General features: G+C 56.0%; 18 protein-coding genes and 1 tRNA gene. 8 read left to right on the top strand and 11 right to left on the bottom strand.

The genetic code is table 11. The features are described 5' to 3' along the window. Positions 1-80: 80 nt before the first annotated feature. Positions 81-350 carry a hypothetical protein gene (locus tag Pan97_RS02570; protein WP_144970474.1) on the top strand — a complete coding sequence of 90 codons (270 nt, stop codon included), beginning with the start codon at positions 81-83 and terminating at the stop codon, positions 348-350. Between the two features lie 42 nt (positions 351-392). Here Pan97_RS02570 and Pan97_RS02565 read toward each other — a convergent pair whose 3' ends face one another. Continuing rightward, positions 393-1,127: a family 16 glycoside hydrolase gene (locus Pan97_RS02565; protein WP_206668917.1), complete on the bottom strand. Its 735-nt coding sequence runs from the start codon at positions 1,125-1,127 to the stop codon at positions 393-395. Between the two features lie 318 nt (positions 1,128-1,445). After that, positions 1,446-2,096, bottom strand: a complete 651-nt coding sequence (locus tag Pan97_RS02560; protein ID WP_144970472.1) for a CDP-alcohol phosphatidyltransferase family protein — start codon at positions 2,094-2,096, stop codon at positions 1,446-1,448. A 523-nt stretch (positions 2,097-2,619) separates the two neighbouring features. Between Pan97_RS02560 and Pan97_RS02555 the strand changes: the two genes are divergently transcribed. After that, positions 2,620-4,581, top strand: coding sequence for a hypothetical protein (locus Pan97_RS02555; protein ID WP_144970470.1), 1,962 nt, complete (start codon positions 2,620-2,622; stop codon positions 4,579-4,581). Positions 4,582-4,747: 166 nt separating this feature from the next. Here Pan97_RS02555 and Pan97_RS02550 read toward each other — a convergent pair. From Pan97_RS02550 to Pan97_RS02530, 5 genes are all read right to left on the bottom strand, one after another. After that, positions 4,748-4,820 (bottom strand) — tRNA-Lys (locus Pan97_RS02550). Between the two features lie 198 nt (positions 4,821-5,018). Beyond that, positions 5,019-7,007, bottom strand: a complete 1,989-nt coding sequence (locus tag Pan97_RS02545) for a sigma-54-dependent Fis family transcriptional regulator (protein WP_144970468.1) — start codon at positions 7,005-7,007, stop codon at positions 5,019-5,021. A 94-nt stretch (positions 7,008-7,101) separates the two neighbouring features. Further along, positions 7,102-8,061, bottom strand: coding sequence for a S1C family serine protease (locus Pan97_RS02540; protein ID WP_144970467.1), 960 nt, complete (start codon positions 8,059-8,061; stop codon positions 7,102-7,104). 85 nt (positions 8,062-8,146) lie between these two features. Further along, complete coding sequence (locus tag Pan97_RS02535; RefSeq protein ID WP_144970465.1) at positions 8,147-8,851, bottom strand: hypothetical protein; 705 nt, start codon at positions 8,849-8,851, stop codon at positions 8,147-8,149. An 18-nt stretch (positions 8,852-8,869) separates the two neighbouring features. Beyond that, positions 8,870-9,424, bottom strand: coding sequence for an RNA polymerase sigma factor (locus tag Pan97_RS02530; protein WP_196782261.1), 555 nt, complete (start codon positions 9,422-9,424; stop codon positions 8,870-8,872). A 378-nt stretch (positions 9,425-9,802) separates the two neighbouring features. On the opposite strand from Pan97_RS02530, the gene Pan97_RS02525 reads away from it, so the two are divergent. Together Pan97_RS02525 and Pan97_RS02520 are read left to right on the top strand one after the other, a co-directional pair. Next, entirely contained in the window at positions 9,803-10,846 is a 1,044-nt protein-coding gene (locus Pan97_RS02525; RefSeq protein ID WP_196782260.1) for an aldose epimerase family protein, read from the top strand. Between the two features lie 217 nt (positions 10,847-11,063). Continuing rightward, positions 11,064-13,502 carry a serine/threonine protein kinase gene (locus Pan97_RS02520; RefSeq protein ID WP_144970461.1) on the top strand — a complete coding sequence of 813 codons (2,439 nt, stop codon included), beginning with the start codon at positions 11,064-11,066 and terminating at the stop codon, positions 13,500-13,502. 50 nt (positions 13,503-13,552) lie between these two features. Here Pan97_RS02520 and Pan97_RS02515 read toward each other — a convergent pair whose 3' ends face one another. Next, positions 13,553-13,987: a SufE family protein gene (locus tag Pan97_RS02515; RefSeq protein ID WP_196782259.1), complete on the bottom strand. Its 435-nt coding sequence runs from the start codon at positions 13,985-13,987 to the stop codon at positions 13,553-13,555. A 214-nt stretch (positions 13,988-14,201) separates the two neighbouring features. Next, positions 14,202-14,783 carry a thioredoxin family protein gene (locus tag Pan97_RS02510; RefSeq protein ID WP_144970457.1) on the bottom strand — a complete coding sequence of 194 codons (582 nt, stop codon included), beginning with the start codon at positions 14,781-14,783 and terminating at the stop codon, positions 14,202-14,204. Positions 14,784-15,791: 1,008 nt separating this feature from the next. On the opposite strand from Pan97_RS02510, the gene Pan97_RS02505 reads away from it, so the two are divergent. Further along, on the top strand, positions 15,792-16,130 hold the full coding sequence (locus Pan97_RS02505; protein WP_105349883.1) for a P-II family nitrogen regulator: 339 nt from the start codon (positions 15,792-15,794) through the stop codon (positions 16,128-16,130). Between the two features lie 125 nt (positions 16,131-16,255). Here the strand turns inward: Pan97_RS02505 and Pan97_RS02500 are convergent, their stop codons facing one another. Then, a complete protein-coding gene (locus tag Pan97_RS02500; RefSeq protein ID WP_196782258.1) occupies positions 16,256-16,648 on the bottom strand; it encodes a GlsB/YeaQ/YmgE family stress response membrane protein in 393 nt (130 codons plus the stop codon). Positions 16,649-16,935: 287 nt separating this feature from the next. Between Pan97_RS02500 and Pan97_RS02495 the strand changes: the two genes are divergently transcribed. The 3 genes from Pan97_RS02495 to ilvA all read left to right on the top strand — a co-directional run bounded on the left by Pan97_RS02495 (position 16,936) and on the right by ilvA (position 20,325). Further along, positions 16,936-17,544, top strand: coding sequence for a hypothetical protein (locus Pan97_RS02495; protein WP_144970455.1), 609 nt, complete (start codon positions 16,936-16,938; stop codon positions 17,542-17,544). A gap of 74 nt (positions 17,545-17,618) precedes the next feature. Next, on the top strand, positions 17,619-18,692 hold the full coding sequence (locus Pan97_RS02490) for a bifunctional transcriptional activator/DNA repair enzyme AdaA (RefSeq protein ID WP_144970453.1): 1,074 nt from the start codon (positions 17,619-17,621) through the stop codon (positions 18,690-18,692). A 43-nt stretch (positions 18,693-18,735) separates the two neighbouring features. Beyond that, entirely contained in the window at positions 18,736-20,325 is a 1,590-nt protein-coding gene (ilvA, locus tag Pan97_RS02485) for a threonine ammonia-lyase, biosynthetic (protein WP_144970451.1), read from the top strand. On the opposite strand, the gene Pan97_RS02480 is transcribed toward ilvA, so the two are convergent. Then, positions 20,322-21,104, bottom strand: coding sequence for a c-type cytochrome (locus Pan97_RS02480; protein WP_241676397.1), 783 nt, complete (start codon positions 21,102-21,104; stop codon positions 20,322-20,324). The two genes, ilvA and Pan97_RS02480, sit on opposite strands and share 4 nt — an antisense overlap. Between the last annotated feature and the right edge of the window lie 346 nt (positions 21,105-21,450).

Below are 21,450 nucleotides of genomic sequence, written 5' to 3'. Positions count from 1 at the left end.
CACCGTTTCAGGGACTCCGGGATTATCACCGGGCTCCCGTGAACTGGCGAACCCCATTGTAAGAACAGGGCCACTTATCCATGCAAACTTTACCGGTGCCGTCGCGCCTGATCCTGGCAGCTTGCTCCCTTCTGATCATGCCAGGCTGCTTCAGTTTGAGCCTGGGTAGCAAGACCTGCACAGGCGATCATCCAGAAACCAAAGCACGGATCATGTCGCTCGAACAGCGCGTCAGCGAACTGGAACAGATCATCTCCCCACCAACCCCTGGCCCGACCGCGACTCTTTCCCAACCGGCAGGCGCAATAGACCAACCGCAGGGCCAACAAGGGTTCTACGGCAAGACCTAGACGAAGATCATGCGCGCCGTTGGCAAGCAGGCACCGCGTTAGCTACTTCGCCTTCCAGATCTTCACATCGTCCACCCAGGCTTCTTTTTCAACAGCCAGCGAGATGTGGCGTTTGGTGGGATGGGCGATGCCTTCGGACTTCAGCTGGCCGACCTCCTTGCCATCGATGGAAACCGTCAGCACGTCTCCTTGAACTTGAATCAACAGCGTATACCACTTGTCAGGCGTAAGGTTGAGAGGGGCGGTGAACTTCTTCGCGTCCAGCAACTTCCTCAACTCCGGCGACTTATCGCCTGAAGCAATGCGTTTGCGGTTTTCCAAATTCATACGGCCTGTTTTGGAATCTTGGAGAGTCAGATTGGCCAGCGTCACTCTGACAATGAAAAGATGCCCCGCATGGACCGTCTTCAATTCCTTGTCGGCGAAGTCGACTCCCAGTTGATCTCTTTTACGCAGGTGGAATCGGAGCTGGACTGCTCCATCCTCGAAATCAACCGGATGAAAAACGGCCACGCCATGGTCGGCAGTTGGATACCGCGTAATATGAATCGCTCCGTCCACCAAGTCGACCTGCTGGTTGCCATGGGCACGCCAGGGACTATTGGTCGTCCAGCCTTCGCCCACCTCTTCCTTGCCAGGAACCGATTCGTCTCGCTCGAACTGATCGGAGAACTGTAGCTCACCCAGTGGAGAGGAATCCTTGTCGTTTGCGAAAGCCGCGGCGAAAGAAAACGCGGTGATCAAGAACAACGAGAGAGACAGCAGAGGGCGCAGCATGGTGGGTTACTCGATATCGTGACAGGCAAAGATAACTCGTGAGACCCTTTCAGGTTCGCATGTTTCCCAGCGCAGGAAAAGCATTAAATCCTCCTTCATCACGGGAGAAGTCTCTTTTCCTGCTGGGATCTGGACTGTTTGCTACCCTGTCGCGATCTGTTGTTGTTAGCCGCGTCAAAGCCTGACTCTTGTTACTGCGGAGTGGGACGTCAGCAGTACGGATCCGCGCGGTCCGCAGATTATCAACGCAAAAGAAAACCTCGCAAGTGTTGACACCCACGAGGCTTTGAGGTTCCCCATTGAAATCGAACCAACCATCTACTGATTGGGAGTTGTCTTATTCGATTCTGATGCCGTATCGGGCGTGTTTGACGCGACATTCAATTGCCTCCGGCGGGCATGCCAAATCGAGGGTATGTCCACTTGTTGCTCAGAAATCACAAGCGTAATTAAAAGTGATTCGAGGTTGGCAAGGACAACGCAAAACATCGCCGCGCGAAATGGCCAACTACTCCAATCGGCCACGAGCGACACAATGCCGATACCCACGACCAGCCAGGCTCCCTTCGCCATCCAGGTGTGGTAGCTCGGAAGAGTGCGGAACTTGATCAGTGCGACGAGCCAGCTAATCGCGTAGCTGACGATCGCCGCGGTTGTCCACCACGCCTCGCGGATCGTCGCCTCAGGAAACATCAGCCCCAGGGCAATTAAAAGAGACGTGTAGAACGCTGCGTCTGCGATCGTATCCAGGCGAGCCCCAAGTTCCGACTGCTGGTGAAGAGTACGGGCCACCACTCCGTCAAGCCACTCGGTAAAGACCAGAAACGCAACCCAGGCGGCAACGGCCATCGGGTACTGATGGTAGGCCAGAACGATCATCGCGGGTGAACCGATAATGCGAAGGCTCGTGATCAAGTTGGGAGCCGTCAGCCAGCGGTCCTGGTATCGTCTTGTTGGGCTACTATCCAAGGCACTTCCTCCTAGCCCACTATAACAGGCTTCGAGTAGCCCCAAGTCCGCTTTTCTCTCCCCAAAGCTTGATTCGATCGGATATTAATATCTCGGCGCGGGATGGCGTCGTTGAGGTCGCCAGACCGCTGGCATCGTGGTGAACGTCGACAGACGCACCGAAAAGGAGAAATTCGCAAGTATCCACGACGTACGTCGGGCATTCGGGGAACGCTGGTCAAGAAGGCTACTCCCACAGCAGTTGCGGGAACTGATGCGACATGAATCTATTGAGACGACGCTGAAGTTCTACGTCGGTCAGGATGCTGAGCGCACAGCGGAATTGCTATGGCAAACTAGCAAGAACTCAATACAAGTATAGAGGATCAAATCAAGGAAACACGGCAAGATCATTTCTCGAATGTGGTATAAGCAAAGAAACTACGGGTACACTTCTCCAATAGGGGATATTACGATGTGTCGTGCAACACACCGGCCCCTACCACCTTGGAACTAATTCATCTGTGCGACACGTGAGTGATTTATGGCCTCTGATGGACGTCAGCCTCAAAGAGTTCCTTTCGCGTTTCTTGTTGAGTTGCCGTTTTGGCTTGCGACGCCATCGGGACGGCATACGGCAGAATTCCGTGGCATAACGTTGCCCGTGACATTGCACAACGATCTAACTGCTGTATTTCGGACAACATCGAGTGAACGCGATTGGCAAAATCTTGCCATGATCGTTGCCCACCCTTATTTTATTGGGTGGAACGCACGGCAGGACAGCAAACGGAACTATCACCATCGGCAACTTCGTACCGTATTGGAATTCGGAATACCGCTTCCAATGGATGTGGCCATTGCTCTAAAGGAAGATGGGCCAACGAGGAATCATGCGGTCCAGTTACTAAGATGCTTTGCGGCCGATCTAATCCCACTCGCGAATAGATTAATTCTCACATATCAAGCGGAAGCAGATGACCCGTTTGTATACGCGATATCAGAATGGGACTGCCCACTTTGGATAGCACGAACTCCCGACGGGTTGTATCACGAAGTTGAGCTTCAGCATTACTTGCTACAAGATCAACTGCCTAGACTAGGTGCAACGGGCTCGATGGCCGTCCCAAACTATACGTGCAAACACCTGGAATTTGACGGAAGTGCTCCAGAGATTGCGCCTGAACGAAGGACACTTTCCAACGCATGGGGGTCATACTACAGAGGACAATATGACCAAATGCTCGTAAATTTCGTTACGGCAATTGAGGTTATTCTCGATCGCCGCCTGGAGAAAGAGCTTCACCTAGCGGGCTATGATAGACCAGAAATTGAAAGGCGAATCGGCACGGACAGCTTCCACTCAAAATTGAAGGCCTATCAGTTACTCTCAAAAGAACGTATTCCAGGCCCGATTATTGATCCTCAATCACCTGAGGTGAACCGCGTTCGTCTTGCTGATGAATTAAACAAGATTCGGAATCTGAGAAACAAGCTCTTACATGAGGCGAAGCCACCGGTTGTTCACGAAGGGTACGCATTGAAGATTGCGGAGACTATGTCATGGCTTGCCAGGTGCATTTCAAGAGATCCGCGACTCGACAACACCCTCAATCGACAATACATATTGATGCAGGCGTACAGAATGAAAATGTACTTCCCTACGTTTCCAGAAGTTCCCGACGAAGAACGAGAGGAGTTTGAGAAACAAGAAGAGATTGCACTTAAGTTGAGGGAAAGTAATGTAGGCCCATTTCGTGACCAGATTCTACAGAACATCCTTGCAAAAATGCTGAAAGTCGCATGCGATGAAAATGATTTTGAGTATGCGTCTTTTGCGGCTCTTGCCTGGATGGGATTCGACGTAGAAGAGGCTCCCATAGACCTGCTTGGTGTCGGGCAAGCTCGTGAACGATACGAATTCAGACATAGTGGTAACAAATGGTATGTCTTCATTTTAACGAACTTAGACCCGTCCGCTGTCGGCGAGATCAGTGCAAGGACACGAACATTACGTGAACAAGATTCTTCAAGTAAAGCTCTGGTCCTTTATAAAACACAGGCCGGCAACCGGCCTGGCAAACTCTCCAATATCGTAGCTCGATCAATCGACGATCTTGTGATTCGAGGTATGACCGCGTGCTTCTTGGACTCTCAGACCATAAAAGATCGAGAGTCCTTTTTATCTATAGACACCGATGAAGCCTGGTGCTCCCCGGAGGTCGAAGTCGTGGGACACGTATACCGAGTCTTGACTGATAAATCTGTCGTATGCATTGAAATCACCAAAGGTGCAACAATCGAGAAAGGAGATCTTCTACTCCTTCGATCGAAGAAGGGATATCTAGAAACACACGAAGTTCAAAGCATTGAAATTGGGCGGATGGAATATTCCGTTGCTCTAGGTCCAGCAAAATGCGGTATTTTGACAGACAGGAAGGCTGATCGACGACTTAACAATTCATCCGTACTGAAAGCGAAACCGCTTCGACTTACAAAAGGATGAAGCAATAGGGCTACTTGAAAACATAGAAACCTTATGTGGCGCCGTTGGTGAAGAAGAGAAAACACCCTTGTTTGAAGTGACAATTCCGGTGATAATCCCCGAAGTTCACCGATTTTCAGCGCAAAAGAAAACCTCGCAAGTGCTGACACCTACGAGGTTTAAGAAGTGCTCCCTGTTGGAATCGAACCAACAACCTACTGATTAAGAGTCAGTTGCTCTGCCAATTGAGCTAAGGGAGCTTTGATCTGTTGGAAGGAGACGTTTGCGGGCTTTAGGTTCGCTTGGTCTTCTTGGTTTCGCCATGCCGGCCAAGGGGGCCGTGGGCGAAACGCATACTTTACCGCTTTTCTCGGCTGGGGTGAAGGGGACGCTTGAAGAAAATCGCGGGGGCTGGCATCGCGGCGGCGAAAACTGGGGGAATTGGCAGCGATCGCTCGTTATTCTTTTTCGTCTAACAGCCCTAGCTGCTTCATTTTGCGGTGCAGGTTCGAGCGGTGGACTCCCATGTTTTTGGCGGCTTGAGCCATGTTGCCGCCGGTTCGTTCAAGGTGATAGCTGATGAAGTCGGCCTGGAAGCGGTCGGTCGCGGCGGCCAGGTCCAACTGGGCGGAAACCTGGTGAACCTGCGGGCCGGTGCTGGTTTCCAGCGGCAGCAGTTCCGAGGTGATGATTTCGCGATCGCAGAGAAACGCGATGCGTTCCATCGTGTTTCGCAGTTCGCGGATGTTGCCGGGCCAAGGGTGTGCCAACAGGCGATCTTTGGCGTCGGTCGACAGCATGGGGATCTCGCGGTGAGCCTTGCGGGAAAACTGCTCGAGAAACTGCTGGGCGAGAATCAAAATGTCGTTTCCGCGGTCTCGCAGCGGAGGCAGGTTCACCGAGACGACATCCAACCGGTAGAACAGGTCTTGGCGAAACTTCTTCTCGTTGACCAGCTTGGGCAGATCCTGGTTGGTGGCCGCGATCACGCGGACGTCGATCTCGATATCGGTCTGGCCGCCCAGCCGCGTGACGACGTGGTTTTCGAGTACCCGCAGCAGCTTGGCCTGGCCTGGCAGGCTCATATCGCCGATCTCGTCGAGGAACAGCGTTCCGCCGGAGGCCAGTTCGAACTTGCCGGCCTTCGTTTCGTGAGCTCCGGTGAACGCTCCTTTCTCGTGACCAAACAGTTCGCTCTCCAGTAGCGTGTCCGGCAGCGCCGCGCAGTTCACGGCGACCAGCGGTTGGTTGCGGCGATCGCTTTGATAATGAATCAAGCGGCTGACCACTTCCTTGCCGCTGCCGTTCTCCCCCAACACCAGCACCGGCAGTTTGGTGGCGGCGATGCGGTCGATGTTCTTGCGCAGCTGCATCATCGCCGGCGACTCGCCGATCAGCTGGATCTCGGCGGCCTGGGCCTGGGCGATACGGTCGCGGCTTTCGACCAGCTGGGCAATCTGCTGCGAGCTTTCCAACACGGCGGCCGCGTGTACGGCGACTTCCATGAGCCCTTGTTCGTCTTTGGTGGTGAAGTTGCCGTCGAGCTTGTTGATCAGCTCGAACGCGCCGAACACTTTTCCTTTGCGATCCAACAGCGGCACGCACAACAAGCTGCGGGTATGGAACTCGAGCTTCTTGTCGATGTCGCGATTGACTTCGTGCCCCAGCATATCGTCGACGCGCCGCGGCTGCCCGGTTTGCACGACCGCCCCGACGACTCCTTTATCGTCCGGCACGACCAGCTTGCCCCCTTCTACGCCCAGTGCCGGCCGGCCGATCAGTTGGTGCTTGGGCTTGTCCCACAAAAAGATACTGGCCCGCTCGGCACCGAAGAACTCGGTCGACGACTCGGCCATTTCGTTGAGCAGCGAAACCAGATCGTCGCTCTGCTGCCAGCGCTGCACCATGGTGAGCATGGCCTTCAGCCGCCGCGATCGATCGTTCTTGTTCTGATTCTCAATAAAGCGTTTGACGGCGAAGCGGGTTACCTGGGCGATCGCCTGGAGCGAGCGCGTCGGCAAACCTTGCACGCCTGCGAGAACCAGCAGGCGATGCGGTTCGTTTTCCAACGCGATAGAGAAAGCGGCTGGATCGCCGGGAGTGATGTCGGCCTGCATCCATGCTTGCGTCTGATTGGACGAGACAGGGGCCGCCTTACCGGCCGAGGCGACCTGCTTCCAGTCGCCGGTCGATTGCTGCCGCAGAAGCTGCGCCGCGGAACTTGGGAACGACTTGGCTAGTGCCTGGCAGATGCCGTCGAACAACTGCGTCAGATCCTGAGCCGTGTCGAGCTGTCGCCAGAGCTGCGTCAGCATGGTGGCCAGTCGGGGGTTCTCTTGGATGGCCTCGCCGAGCAGTTGAAACGGATCGTGATCGGTAGGGTTCATAACTAGCAGCGGCAGCTCGACGAATGAGAACGTAGTACGGACTTCGCCTTCGTTATACAAAAAAAGCCGCCAGTCCACGATTGTGGGCCGGCGGCTCCGTCGTCTCCTGGCTAAAAAGGCAGGGCCAGGATCATCAGCAGTTCTACGTGCGGAACTAAACTTCGTTCTCGGCAGGCTTCTCAGCGGCAGGTGGGGCGACTTGAATGCGTTCCATCCGCTCGTGCATCTTGCGGATCATCTCGTGCATCTGCTTCATTTCTTCCTGCATCCGCTGCTGGAAGTCGGCGTTGCCAGGCAGTCCTTGCGGGCCCATGTCCTTCAACATTTCCTGTAGTTCGATGAATGGAACATCTTGACCACCAATGATGATGTTGCCGGTGTTGCCGAACGTCAGGTACTTCTTGGCAACTGGCTGCAGATCTTCGGGTAGTTGATCGATTTGATCTTCGGTCACGCTCCACTTCTGGCCGTCACGTTCGATGTGCAGCGTGGTGGGGGCATCGCCCTTCTTTTCAACTCGGATCATCATGTTCTGCGGCATGTCTTTATCGAGGGCCTGCAGACGCACTTGAGGGGGCACCATTTGACCCGGGCCAAAGAAACGCAGACGGGCACCTGGGTGAGCTGGTTGCATTTCGATTCCAGGAACGGCGCCGAACTGCGGACTGGCTGACCACATGTTCTCAGGGGCTTCTTCCGGCTGCACGGTCACCGACTCGATCTCTAAGCCGCGGAGAACACGCACGGTCATCGCCTTGCCATCGCTATCGCGAACGACGTCCACCATCTGTTCTGGCGAAGTGATCGTCACGTCATTCACCTTCAAAACGTGATCGCCTGCTTTCAGGCCGGCCTTTTCGGCAGGGCTCTCGGGGGCGACTCCCGCGACCATCGCGCCGCCATCCTTCAGACGTTCGACGTGCTTCTTCAAGATCTCAGGCGTCGGTGCCAATTGAACGCCAAGCCAATACTTTTTGGCGGCTGGTTCTTCCTGCTTGGCTTCGACCTTCGTTTCTTCCTTGGCCGCTTCGTCGGCGGTGACGACCTGCATCATCGGAATGGCGACGACGCCGGTCGCCAGTATGGCGGCCATGAACCAATGTCTGACCTTCATGCTTTCACTCCTTTTACTGTGTGGGGATCAAGTGTGATAGAGTTCGGGAATAACGTGTGCTGGTGCCCATGGGGCTGTCAGTGATTTAGTGGTACGGCAGATCCGGCTTTTCGTAGACGATCACGTCTTGCACCGGAACCACGACGCGGTCGCCGTTTTCCAGCGAAACCGGGATCAAGCGGTTCTGGGTTTGAAACGGTTGCCCGGAATCTTTCAGCTTCTGGAGCTGCTCGGGGCTCATGCCCCAAGAGGTATCCCACTTGGCGTTGGGATCGTATTGTTTGTTCGGATCGATGGCGATCGGCATGCCGCCTCCTTGCTGGCCGTCCCATTGGTTGACGTACACGAACTGCGGCTTCTGCACGGTGTGTACCGGTGCATCAGGCGGCAACTGCGGATCGGTCACGTTAGTCGCCAGGCCAGGGACAGGTCCGTCGACCGTGGTACTATCGATCCCGGAGACGTACCATCCCAGGCCAAACGCAACCATTACCGAAGCCGCCATCGCCGCCAATGTTTCCATACGACGAAACGAGGCATTGCCCGAAGTGGACGACTTCTCTGCCGCTGGTGCCAACTCAGTCTGGGGGCATGACGGAGTGGTCTGCATCACCAACGGCAGAGATTGCCCCAGCGCCTGTGACTCGAGGAACGCATGGGCACATCGTCGCCAACCATTTGGCATTTGATCTAACTGGGAAAGAACCTCGCGATATTCTTCCGGCGAAAGCTCTCCATCGACCAGGCGATCGAGCTGACGGTCGTCAATATTGTTCGATGAATCGTTCATGGCATGTTTCACTTAAGTTCAGGTCGCCGTCGAGAAGATCTCGCGGGCCACCAATCGCTCTCGTAATCGTTGACGAGCACGATGAAGTCTGGCTTCCACGGCGCTGGTGCTTACGCCCAGTCGCTCGCTGATTTCGCGATAGCTCCACTGCTCGGTGTACTTGAGCAAGAGGATCTCGGCATCGCGTCTTGGTAGTTCGTTCAAGGCCTGACGAACGAGTTCGTTGCGTTCTTCGGCCAACAGCCAATCCAACGGGTTGGATTCGGCATTTGTTTTGGGTGGCAAGTTCTGCTCGACGGCATCGTGCAGCTTGCGAATCCGTCCTTGCTTGCGGCGATACAAGAGCGCCTTACGAATGGCTATCTTGTAGAGCCACGGTCCCACAGCGCTGGGGTCCCTTATCTGCTGCCAATTTTCCAGCGCTGCGGTAACCGTTTCCTGCATCACATCGTCCACCTCCACCGGGCTGCGAAGCCGTGCGTACAGCGCAGTTCTCAGCCATCGCTCATGCTGCTGCAGCAGTTGTGCGGGCTCGGGCTTCACGTTGTCTCCTGGCAGCTCGATGGGGTTCATCCTGTATTCAGAGGGTTAGTTACCGGCCAGCGGAAAACCTTGCGGCGCGACTCGAATATTTTCGCAAAAAATCTCAGATGCCTGTGCAAGTAAACTCAAACTCTTGTTCTACGCACGAAAATGTGGGTTGGTTTGCTTCGTAAATTACGGAGAACGCTAGACTTCCGGAATTTTCAGCTTGATAATGTTTCTCAATGCACGTCCCTTTTTCTTTTCCTGGTGCGGCCCCTTCGGCCGTCAGTCTACTAGCCCCAATCGCTTGGAGTTCCGATGATGAAACGCTGCTTAGCCCCTGCCGCACTATGCCTTGCGGCGATTGTAATGAGTGCTTCTGGCCTGACGGCCGCAGAGCCTGCAGCAAAAGGAAATGACACCCCCATGAATGTGACCGCGAGCGAGTTCGGCCAACTGCCCGATGGAACCGTGATTGCCAAGTACACGGTCGACAACGGCAACGGCATCGTGATGGAACTGATCAACTACGGCGCGATCATGACCAGCCTTTCCACGCCTGATAAAGACGGCAAGTCGACCAACATCAACGTTGGTTTCGACAACCTGGAAAGCTACCTGGGCGGCACGCCTTACTTCGGTGCGACCGTGGGGCGCTATGCCAATCGTATCGCCAAGGGGAAGTTCACCCTCGGCGGCAAACAGTACACCCTGGCCACCAACAACGGCCCCAATACGCTGCACGGCGGTGAAAAGGGATTCGATAAGGTCGTCTGGGACTCCAAGAAAATCGAAACCGAAGACGCCGTCGGCGTGCAGTTCGATTACTCCAGCAAGGATGGCGAAGAAGGCTATCCCGGTAACTTGAAGGTCACCGTGAAGTACACCCTGACCCCAGATAACAAGCTGGTGATGGATTACACGGCGACGACCGACGCCGAAACCGTGCTGAACCTGACCAACCACAACTACTGGAACCTGGCCGGTGCCACCAGTGGCAAGAACTACGATCACCAACTGAAGTTGGAAGCCGACAAGTACCTGCCGGTGGACGAAACGCTGATTCCTACCGGCGACATGGCGTCGGTCAAGGGAACCCCGATGGACTTCACCCAGTTCAAGGCGATCGGCAAAGACATCCAACAGACCGGCGGCGATCCAATCGGCTACGACCACTGCTACGTGCTCAACGATCAATCGGGCAATCTGTCGCTAGCCGCCACCGTCAAAGAACCGACCTCCGGCCGTGTGATGCAAGTTTGGACCACCCAACCCGGTATCCAGTTCTACAGTGGCAACTTCCTGGATGGCAGCAAAGGAAACGCCGGGCTCAACCAGCACGAAGCGTTCTGTCTGGAAACGCAGCACTACCCCGACACCCCGAACCAGCCCAGCTTCCCTACGGCAACGCTAAAGCCAGGCGAAACGTACCATGAGACGACTGTCCACAAGTTCTCCGTCGAGAAATAGTCAATAAACGACAATTCGTGAATAACGAGAAGCGGCCTCATTCGTGGGGTCGCTTTTTCTATGGGTATGGCCCATCCTGGCAGAGCACCCATCTGGCAACCCATGCACAAATTGTGTCGCCGACTTCGTTTTTTTCGCTCGGGCTTGTTCCTTAACCCCTGCTTGCTTGTAACATATTGGCAGCCATCACACCTGCCAACCGTTACGCGATGGACGTATGAATCAGCCGGATAACGAAGTCGTTTTGAAAATAGCCGCCGAAGCTCGGCGACGCCAAGGTGCCGCTCGGGAGGCGTTTCTCGATGATACGTGCGGCACGGATCAGGTCCTTCGCAAGTTGGTTGAAGAAAAGATCCGCCCCAAGCCGGCCGGCACCCTGGTTCCCGCTCAAGTCGATCTCGACGCGACGTTCGCCGCCCCACCGGCGTCGAAGCATTCGCTTCACCCACGACAGGGACTGACTACTCGCTATCTTCCAGGCACCAGTTTGCTGGTCCAGGTTTGGGCATCCCGGTTGTATCGCACCATCGCCATCGTCAGCTTCGTCGTGCTGATCATCCTGCTGGGCATCGGGGCTCGATACTTGGTCTGGAACGAACTCAGCAAAGTCCGCCAGCAAGAGTTCACCGCTTTGCTGGCCGCCGACGTCCAGGCCCTGACCTCTTGGATCGAAACGCGTAAGGAACATGTTTCGGTCGTGGCCAAAGATCAAGACGTTCGTGAAGCGATCCTCAGCCTGGTCCAAGAAAAGCGAACGCTTGGAGACGACTACTCCGCCAGCGCCGTGCAGGAAGAACTCGCGTTCTTTCGCCAACGATTTCCAAAGTTCACGCGGTCAGAAGACGAAGCGAAACGTTTTATCGAAGAAAACGAGCCCATCGCATTCGACGGGCATGGCGATCCCCTGGCCGTTCCGCCAGGTTTGCTCCCGGACGAAGGGATATACTTCGTCGCCAACGCGGCCGGCGTGATCCTTGCCTCAACGGAAGAGAACGCGATCAACCAGACCCTCGCAGGCACCCGCCGACTGCAAGTCTTTTCCGATGTGTTTCAGAACAAAGCGGGATTCATTCCCCCCATGCGTCCCGATCACGAAATGACCATTCCCGGCACCCGACCAAGTGTCGCATTCACGTGGGTCTATCAGCCTATCTACGACGACTCCAATCTTCCGTCGGCGCTGCTCTGCTTCGGCTATTATTCCGTGGGCAACTTCACCAAGTCGCTCATCAATGCCCGGACCGGCCAGACCGGCGAAGCGTATGCGTTTGATGCCAATGGTCTGATGCTGACCGAAAGCCGCTTTACCAAAGACCTGTGGCGGATGGGGATCTTGCCCGAAGGGGAACCGTCGCGGGCCAATCTGATGCTTCGGCCACCGTTCGCCATGCAGCATCCCAATCCTGAGAATCACCACCGCTTCACGCGTCTGATTGCCGAAGCGCTTGCCGATCATAAATCGGGCCCCAAGTCGGCCGTGATGATGGAGCCGTACCTCAACTACCGAGGGCATTACGTCGTGGGGGCCTGGCAGTGGATCGACGAATACAACTTTGGCGTCGCCTACGAAACCGAATCGCAAGAAGCGTTCCGCCCTTTCACGTATATTTCCTTTTCCCAGTATGCCCTCTTGTTTCTGATCGCCGGATTCGCGGGTCTCGCTTATTACGCCGCATCCTCTCTGGTGCAAATGCGCCGCACGATCGGCGAGAACATGATCGTCGGTGCTTATGAACTCATCCGAAAAATCGGCGAAGGAGGCATGGGCCAGGTTTACCTCGCACGGCACCAGATGCTCAAACGCCCCACGGCCGTCAAGCTGATGCGACCCGAGCAAACCGATCCCGCGCTGATCAAACGATTCGAACGTGAAGTTCAGCTTTCGAGCCGCTTGAAGCATCCCAACACGGTCGAGATCTACGACTACGGCAAGACGCCGGACGACATCTTCTACTACGCGATGGAGTATCTCGACGGCATCACCATTGAAGTCCTCGTGCGTCAGTATGGCTGGCAGCCGATCTCCCGCACGCTCTGGGTCATGCGGCAAGTGGCCGCGTCGCTGCGCGAAGCCCACGAGAGTGGTCTGATCCATCGCGACATCAAACCGCTCAACATCATGCTCTGCCGCGTCGGCGGCGAGTACGACGTGGCCAAGGTGTTGGACTTTGGCCTGGTGAAAAACCTTTCGGCCGATCCCGGCGCGACCATCGTGACCAACACGACTGAGATCAGCGGAACCCCCATGTACATTCCGCCTGAGCGAGTCAAAAACCCCACCCAGGCCGATCCGCGCGTCGATATTTACGCCCTGGGAGCGACCGCGTTCTTCATGCTTACCGGGCAGACGATCTTCAACGCGGCCAGTGCCGTCGATGTGTTGGTGCAGATCGTTACGCAGTCGATTCCTTCGGTGAAAGACGCATCCGACCGCGTCATTCCCGATGCCCTGCAAGACCTTATCTCACGCTGCCTGGCCAAAGACCCCAAGGACCGTCCTCAAACGGCTGACGAGGTCTTGAAGGAAATCGAAAAGTTGATGGACGACTTCCCCTGGACCCAGCAAGATGCCGCCGACTGGTGGAACAATAACATCCCCGTCGACGAGTTGATTGAACTGGCAATCCTGGAACCAGAACAACGACCCAACGCTTAGTCGCATGCCTTCGAGAAGTGCCTTACTTGGCACCCGGCAATTTCCTATCCCTAGCGAACGCTTACCGCGATCTCGTGAATCTTTCGCACCATCGAATGCAAGCCATTCGAGCGAGCCGGCACCAGGTGCTTTTCGAGTTTGAGCGTATCGAACAGCCCGCGCAGGTCGAAGTCGAGAATCTCTTGCGGGCTCTTGCCCGACAGCAGCATTACCAATATGCCAACCAACCCTTTGACGATGTGGGCATCGCTATCAGCTCGGAAGACGATCTTCTTGGCCTGCGCTTCTCCCTCGACGACTTCCGGGACCAACCACACCTGGCTTTGGCATCCCTGGACCTTGAATTCATCGCGGCGAAGTTCTTCCGGCAGATCAGGCAGTTCGCGTCCCAATTCGATGATCAACTTCAGCCGCTCTTCTTTCGTTTCGGCGAACTCGAAGTCGTCAATCAGTTCTTCCGCGGTGAGTGTGGGCGGTTCGTTCAACGTGAATCTCTTCATTTTCAATCGAATAAATCGTCTGCGGATACTACTTCTATTCTAGAGCGGTTCCCATTCATCTGTAGCGTCTTTGGCTGGCTGCGGCTGTGCGGGACTTCGTTGACCTGCATCGGCGAATCTAGAGGATTCGCCTGCTTCGGTCGCCTTGTCCAGCTTGCCTCGCCGACGCCCAGGACGCTACACCTAACTTGGAAACGCTCTAGTCGCCGTGCTTCTCGCGAAGACGGGTCGATGTGCGGCAAATCCATTGATGACGTTCAAACTGATCGATCCATTCGGCCAGCACGCTCGTCGTCAGGGCATCCATTTCTCCGGCCGGATGCAGCGAAATGCCGGTGCTGCACGCGGCTCCGCCCAATTTCTCGACCATCTGGCGATACTTGGCCAAGGTACGGTCGCCATACATGCCAGTCACTTGATCATCTTCGTTCAAAAAGACGACGACCGGAACACGATTTCCGCCGCACACTTTGATCGCTTCTTTCAAATCATCCGGGGCGTCATCCCGATCGATGTAGCGAACATGGATGTTGGGAGACGCCTGATCCACTAACTGCAGCATCGGACACTGATCAACACAATCACCGCACCAGGCGCCACTGAGGCAAAGGACGTGCATCTCGCGCGTGAAGCTGGCCAGCAACGTCTTTTGGTCTTCGCTGAGGGACAACGTCCGAAGCTTCGCACTCCAGCGTTCTTTCTGGTTCTCGTTGGCATACTTCGCCAGAAAGTCTTCGTAGGAAAGGCCGGAATTGAACAGAGTGGGCCAGTCTAAGGGCATAGTCTTCTTTGGTTGAAAAATGGTTCGCAGTGGAAACGACTTGTGGGTGGCCAAAAAATGGCCAAGTTTTCAGTGTTCAGTTTTCAGCAGGAGAAGAGACGACCATCTGCTTCTTGCTGAAAACTGAACACTGAAAACTTCAAACTGAAGGCAACGCCGCCACAGCCATGGCTACCCGCACAACCGCGTCCCAGGCGATGCCTTTCAAGGCAGCAACTGCGTGCATTTTAGGCAGCAAGTCCGTGGCTGATTAGGGGCGGTCAAAAAAACTACAGGTGGTTTTCTGCCCGAAACTCGGGAAATGAGTCTATTTCGGCGCGTTTTCTCGGCGTGTGATTCAATTGGCACACCGAATGCATCTTAGGTAGGGCGAAAGCGAATCAGAAAGAGATTCGGAACCGGTCGCGAAGGATCGTGTACCTCGGACTTCTCGCTTCTGAAAGCAATAAGATGCTTGCCCCGTGCTTCTGTGACAAGGAGTGCGACAGAGCTGGGGACAAGCTCAACTGCTTGGCTTTCCAACCGAACAAGACAATCAAGATCATCTCCAAGTGATCTGACCCGAACAGTGTGGAAGCATGATGGGGTGTTGTTCGCGTGCAGTGGGGCTGCCGCGAACGGTAGTCGAGGTTGAGGAGGTTTTGCCTCCTTAACCTCGGCTATTTTTATGCGCTAAAGCATATTCTAAAGAACTTTTTCCTGTCACCATCTTAGGCAGGTTTTCCTGTTCACTGCTGATTTGTCACGCAGAGGATCGTTGCCAGACATCTATTTAGGGAAAAGTTCGTTGACTTAAACCACTAGCTCACTGATATTTAGGAAATGCTGCCACGCACAGACAGCTGAATTGGCATAACGGTTGCAAACAAGCGGGAGCAATGGACAACTAGGTCACCCGCTCATCATGCACTCGCTCTCCGCCTTGTTTGGTGCATGGCTCCACTAAAAAGAGCATCCCGTTGCGACCTGTCCTTACAACGTCACGTCAGTTTGTTGGAGTATGCATTAATGAAGAAGATTGAAGCCGTCGTCCGCCACCACAAGTTGGACGAAATCAAAGAAGCCCTGGTTACTAAAGGGTTTGGTGGTATGACCGCAACGGAAGTCCAGGGATTTGGACGTCAAAAGGGACAGACGGAGACCTATCGCGGTGCGGAATACTCGATCGATTTCGTACCCAAAATCAAAATCGAAATCGTCTGCACGGACGAACAGTGCCAGGAAATCGTAGATACCATTATCCAAAAGGCCCAGTCCGGCCAGATCGGTGACGGTAAGATCTTTATCTCCGAACTCACCGACGCCGTTCGTATTCGTACCGCCGAAACCGGATCGTCCGCGATTTAGTAACCGATTTCAAACCTGTCGAATCGGCACCGCGCACAGCCCTTCGACCACCCAGTCAATCTCTCTCTCGAAAAGCCGGCCCCCCTGGGTCGGCTTTTTTTCTCGGGAGAAGAGCACGCATGGTTCTAATAATGGTCGGCAGTCGAGCGACTGGAGCGGCGACGATGCGAGTACAGCCGCATCCGCCGCGGGGCGGTCGGTTGGCTTTCGTCGATCACGTGCCCCGAAAGAAGGCGGTAAAAGAACAAAATGATGAACGCTCCGCCGGTCGCCACAGCAAATCCCAGAGGACTCAGCGGCGAGACCTTGTAGCCTTCAAAAAAGAGGGACAGCATTCCGCAGCCGATCACCGATCCGCCAATCCCCATCGCTAGGGTAGCAATCGGTCCGCCAGGATCTCGGCCCGGCATGATCGCTTTGGCAAATAGCCCGGTCAACGTGCCGAAACCAACCCAAGTCAGAAACAGATTGGCCCACGCTTCGAAGTGTTCGGATACCTGTAATGCCTCTTCACCCATAACCGCCTACTTTCACCATGCTAGCAACTGGGGAGGAATTTCCCTGCGAGAAGTCGACCTAAGAATAGGTGTCGTCAGCTGCGGCCCAAAAATTTGCCGATTATGCCGATCGATCGGGAAAAGGCCCCTTTCCCCTGGCGCCAAGAAGTGGCAATCGCAAGAAAACGGCTATAATAGTAGTGAAAGCGTGCGGCCGAACGGATCGTCAAACGCCGCGCCTTTCCTGATCCCGGACGGATCAGCCCCCTAATCTTGCGATCGCACGGTTTCCTTCGCGGAGGTGTCTTATGCGAACTCTTATCCCGTTGTTCGCCATGTCGCTGTGTGCGGCAGTTGCTGTTGGATGCACGAAGTTCAAAGCCCCAGAACTGACTGCCAATGCCCCTGGTACGCTGGCCTCGGATGCTCGCTCGAACCAGATTGTCTCGCTGCAACTGGGTCAACAACCCGGAGCTTTTCAAGTCGAAGACGTCACCGGTCCGGCAGCCGGCGAGTTCCTCTGTTATCGCTGCAAGTACAGCGGCAAGCCGACCGTCGTGATCTTCGCGCGAGAAGTGAACGACTCGGTAACCAGCCTGGTACAGCAGATCGATCGCAAGGTTGCCGAGAACGCCGACAAGAAGCTTTCGGCATTCATGGTGGTCGTGGGCGAAAACACCGACGAGGTCAAACCGACGCTGCAGCGTGTTCAGGTTTCGCAGCACATTGAAAACACGCCGCTAACCGTATTTAACGAAAAGGAAGGGCCTGCCGGCTACGGCCTTGATCCCAAAGCGCGGATCCAGGTCATGATGTGGAACGACGACGGGCTGAAGGTTAACAAGCCGTTGGCTCCTCATCTCTCCAAAGAAGAGATCTCCGAGGTAGTGAACCAGACCAGCGAGATCCTGAACTAAAGCTCGTTTCTCATTCCGAATTGTTTGTTCCGTTTCCGGTCGCCAGGCTCGCGTCGCGTTTCTACAGTAAGGACATGAACGCTACGATCATCCTGCCCGACCCGGAAACCATGTACCAGGCCATCGTCGACCGCGATGCCGAGATGGAAGGTCTCTTCCTTTTCGCGGTCAAGACGACCGGCATCTTCTGCCGCCCTGGCTGCAAAGCGAAACCTCCCAAGCGCGAGAACGTCGAGTTCTTCGCCACCGCAGACGATGCGCTCGCCGCTGGCTATCGCGCGTGCAAACGCTGCCGCCCGCAGGAGCTATCCGGCAGTGTGCCCCCGTGGCTCACGCAGCTGGTCGATGCCCTCGAGGCCGAGCCGACGCGCCGCTGGTCCAATGCCGACCTGATCGATATGGGTCTGTCACCCATCCGCGTCCGACACTGGTTTCAAGAGCATTACCAGATGACCTTTCACGCGTACCTGCGTACTCGGCGGATTGGCCTGGCGGTCGACATGCTGAACGCCGGCCAGGACGTCACTTCAGTCGCATTGGATAGCGGCTACCAGTCGCTCAGCGGATTTCGCGACAGCCTCCGAAAATGGACCGGCCAGTCCCCCACCAGCATCCAGCAGGGCGAACCGATCCTGGTCGAGCGTTTGCTCACGCCGCTGGGCCCGATGCTGGCCGCCGCGAGCGACGCCGGGCTGTGCCTGTTGGAGTTTGCCGATCGCAAGATGCTGCCCAAACAGTTCGAGCGGATCAACAAGCGTTTTCAACAACCGATCCTGCCTGGCACGCACCCGGTGCTGAGCGAAGCGGCCCAGCAGATCGATCAGTACTTCCGCGGCGAGCGAAGCGAGTTCACCCTCCCCCTTCGCCTGGACGGCACCTCCTTTCAAGAGACCGTTTGGCAAAAGCTGCTGGAAATCCCTTATGGCCAGACCCGCTCGTACGGCGAGTTAGCCAAGCAGCTCGGCAAGCCCAACGCCTCCCGAGCCGTCGGCCGCACCAACGGCGACAACCGCCTGGCGATCGTCGTGCCGTGCCATCGCGTCGTCCGTAGCGACGGCCACCTGTGCGGCTACGCCGGCGGCTTGTGGCGTAAAAAGTGGCTGCTGGAACACGAACGAAAGGCCCGGCAAACGCAGTTGCCGCTGTGAGGTGCCCTAGACCACGCGCTGTTCTTCGCGTCCAATGGACGACATGAACCAAACGCCTAAATCGAAGCCAGCTGCGAGTTCTTCCGCTAAACGTGGTCTTGTCGGAGATGGGACCCATCTCGGGCTCATGGACTACCTCCGCAAGATCCTCAACGCCCAGGTCTACGACGTCGCTCACGAGTCGGCACTCGAACGGGCCACCAAGCTTTCCGAGCGACTGAAAAACAACGTCTACCTGAAACGCGAAGACAGCCAGAAGGTGTTCAGTTTCAAGCTGCGTGGGGCCTACAACAAAATGGCTCAGCTCACCCCGCAGCAGCTGGAGCGCGGCGTGATCTGCGCTTCGGCTGGCAACCACGCCCAAGGGGTGGCGCTGGCGGCTTCGCATCTCGGCTGCACGGCGACGATCGTCATGCCCAAGACCACGCCCGAGCTGAAAATCGAAGCGGTGAAGGCCCTCGGGGGCAATGTCGTCTTGCATGGGGAAAGCTTCACCGACGCCTACCAGCACGCCGGCCAGCTGAGCAGCACCAACGAGATGACCTTCGTCCATCCCTTTGACGACCCCGACGTGATCGCCGGCCAAGGGACCATCGCGATGGAGATCCTGCGGCAACATCAAAAACCGATTCATGCCATCTTCGTCGCGATCGGTGGTGGCGGCATGATCTCAGGCGTGGCCGCCTACATCAAAGCGGTTCGGCCGGAGATCAAAGTCATCGGCGTGCAGACGAACGACTCCGACGCCATGGTCCGCAGCGTCAAGCAAGGCAAGCGGGTGCAGCTCCAGGACGTCGGCCTCTTCTCTGATGGCACCGCCGTCAAACAGGTCGGCGAAGAGACCTTCCGCATCACCCGAGCGTTGGTCGACGACTTCGTCGTGGTCGATACCGACGCCGTGTGCGCCGCGATCAAGGATGTGTTTGAAGACACACGCAGCATTCTGGAACCCGCCGGAGCGCTCAGCGTCGCCGGTCTCAAGCAATATGCCGCGAAGCACAATCTGCTGGGCGACGCGCTCATCGCCGTCACGTGCGGGGCTAACATGAACTTCGACCGCCTACGCTTCGTGGCCGAACGTGCCGAAGTGGGTGAAAACCGGGAAGCCCTCTTCGCGGTCACGATTCCGGAACGCAAAGGGAGCTTCAAACGGCTGTGCGAACTGATCGGCCCGCGCGCGGTGACCGAGTTCAACTACCGCATCTCCGACTCGAACGTCGCGCACGTCTTTGTCGGCCTGGCAGTCAACAACCGAGACGAGGCCAAGCGAATCGCGGACGAACTTCGCTCGAGCAGCTTCGACACGCTCGACCTGACCGACGACGAACTGGCCAAGCTGCACGTCCGGCACCTGGTGGGGGGCCACAGCAAAATGGCAGCCGACGAGCACCTTTATCGCTTCGTCTTCCCCGAGCGGCCAGGGGCTTTGATGAAGTTCCTTTCCGCCATGCCCAGTGATTGGAACATCAGTTTGTTTCACTATCGCAATCAAGGCGCCGACTACGGACGCATTCTCGTGGGCCTGCAAATTCCCAGTGATGCGACCACTGAGTTTCAAGACTTCATCGAGAGCATCGCGTACCCGTACGTCGAAGAGACCGAGAACCCGGCCTATCGGTTGTTTCTCGCCTAGGGCTGGGCTGGCTCAAAGTTGTATTCCCCGAGCCGCTCGGCCTTGGGCAGGTGCTCTTCGAGCTTGAACCGGGGGCGCTGTTGACGGTTGATATACGCGGCGATGTCAGCCGCTTCTTGCTTGGTCAGCGAAGGGTCATCCAGCGGCATGCCAACCTTCAACCACGATGCCAACTTGGGAACGCGGCTGAGCCCGGCACCGTCGTTGTACGATTGCGGACCCCACACCGGCGGCCCGTCGGCAGTGCCCTGGCCGTCTTGTCCGTGACAATCGAGGCAGTACGTCTTGTAGCCCTCTTTGCCTTGCACGGGGTTGGCTTTGCTCCAATCGAATTCCAGTTCCGGCACATGCCGCGGACCGAGCGGCTTCTTCTCGTTCATTTGGATCTTGCTGCCCGTCGATAGCCAGGTGATGTACGTCGTGATCGCGACCGAGACCTGGCTGCCGTTGGGTGGGCGGATGCCGTTTTGACTTCGCATGAAGCAATTGAGCACGCGGTCTTCGAGCGTGATCACCCGGTTCTCGCGCGGCGACCAGGCTGGGTACGCCGCGGCCGTTTGCAGAAAGCTGCCGGCATCGGGGTGAGTGCCCCCGTCCAAGTGGCACGAAGTACAGTTCAATTGATTTCCGACGAATGGTTTGCTGAGCGGGTGATCTTTCGTTTCGTAAACGAGCTGCTCGCCCAGCCGCACCACCTCGCCGAGCGGACCGGCCGGGTACGCATTAGGAACGGTGGGTTCCTCTTCGGCTAACAGCCAGGCGCTGGTGGCTGTCACCATGCACACGCACAACAGGAATCGATGGATCGACATGATCTCTTTCTAACTAAAAAAAAGGCAGGCGCTTCGGGCGGGGCAGTTCATCCTTGCGACTGCTTAGCGGTCGATCTGTGAAATAGTTCACAACCGCCGCGAATCGGCTCCATAACGACCGGTAGTTCTTTCTGCGGCCCGGTCTTCCCAATTTCACCAAATCAACAGAACAGACAGTTAACTTCGCTTAATCGTGGATTAAGGGCAGCGAAATCGTGCATATTGAAGCTGCCGATCGATTTCGTTCTTGAATACTAGGCATTGGAAGGATAAAAAGCCGATATACCTCCATATTTCCCTTATCTTCTCTTCT

Source organism: Bremerella volcania, from assembly GCF_007748115.1.
In the GTDB taxonomy this organism is placed as follows: Bacteria; Planctomycetota; Planctomycetia; order Pirellulales; family Pirellulaceae; genus Bremerella; species Bremerella volcania.
This window is presented reverse-complemented; position numbering and strand designations above follow the sequence as displayed.

What these genes read in the sequence shown, in the direction of transcription:
- Pan97_RS02570 (WP_144970474.1), top strand. Translation starts at nt 81, where the DNA reads ATGCAAACTTTACCGGTGCCGTCGCGCCTGATCCTGGCAGCTTGCTCC.
- Pan97_RS02565 (WP_206668917.1), bottom strand. Translation starts at nt 1,127, where the DNA reads ATGCTGCGCCCTCTGCTGTCTCTCTCGTTGTTCTTGATCACCGCGTTT.
- Pan97_RS02555 (WP_144970470.1), top strand. Translation starts at nt 2,620, where the DNA reads ATGGCCTCTGATGGACGTCAGCCTCAAAGAGTTCCTTTCGCGTTTCTT.
- Pan97_RS02540 (WP_144970467.1), bottom strand. Translation starts at nt 8,061, where the DNA reads ATGAAGGTCAGACATTGGTTCATGGCCGCCATACTGGCGACCGGCGTC.
- Pan97_RS02535 (WP_144970465.1), bottom strand. Translation starts at nt 8,851, where the DNA reads ATGAACGATTCATCGAACAATATTGACGACCGTCAGCTCGATCGCCTG.
- Pan97_RS02530 (WP_196782261.1), bottom strand. Translation starts at nt 9,424, where the DNA reads ATGAACCCCATCGAGCTGCCAGGAGACAACGTGAAGCCCGAGCCCGCA.
- Pan97_RS02525 (WP_196782260.1), top strand. Translation starts at nt 9,803, where the DNA reads ATGAATGTGACCGCGAGCGAGTTCGGCCAACTGCCCGATGGAACCGTG.
- Pan97_RS02520 (WP_144970461.1), top strand. Translation starts at nt 11,064, where the DNA reads ATGAATCAGCCGGATAACGAAGTCGTTTTGAAAATAGCCGCCGAAGCT.
- Pan97_RS02510 (WP_144970457.1), bottom strand. Translation starts at nt 14,783, where the DNA reads ATGCCCTTAGACTGGCCCACTCTGTTCAATTCCGGCCTTTCCTACGAA.
- Pan97_RS02505 (WP_105349883.1), top strand. Translation starts at nt 15,792, where the DNA reads ATGAAGAAGATTGAAGCCGTCGTCCGCCACCACAAGTTGGACGAAATC.
- Pan97_RS02500 (WP_196782258.1), bottom strand. Translation starts at nt 16,648, where the DNA reads ATGGGTGAAGAGGCATTACAGGTATCCGAACACTTCGAAGCGTGGGCC.
- Pan97_RS02495 (WP_144970455.1), top strand. Translation starts at nt 16,936, where the DNA reads ATGCGAACTCTTATCCCGTTGTTCGCCATGTCGCTGTGTGCGGCAGTT.
- Pan97_RS02490 (WP_144970453.1), top strand. Translation starts at nt 17,619, where the DNA reads ATGAACGCTACGATCATCCTGCCCGACCCGGAAACCATGTACCAGGCC.
- ilvA (WP_144970451.1), top strand. Translation starts at nt 18,736, where the DNA reads ATGAACCAAACGCCTAAATCGAAGCCAGCTGCGAGTTCTTCCGCTAAA.
- Pan97_RS02480 (WP_241676397.1), bottom strand. Translation starts at nt 21,104, where the DNA reads ATGGTGACAGCCACCAGCGCCTGGCTGTTAGCCGAAGAGGAACCCACC.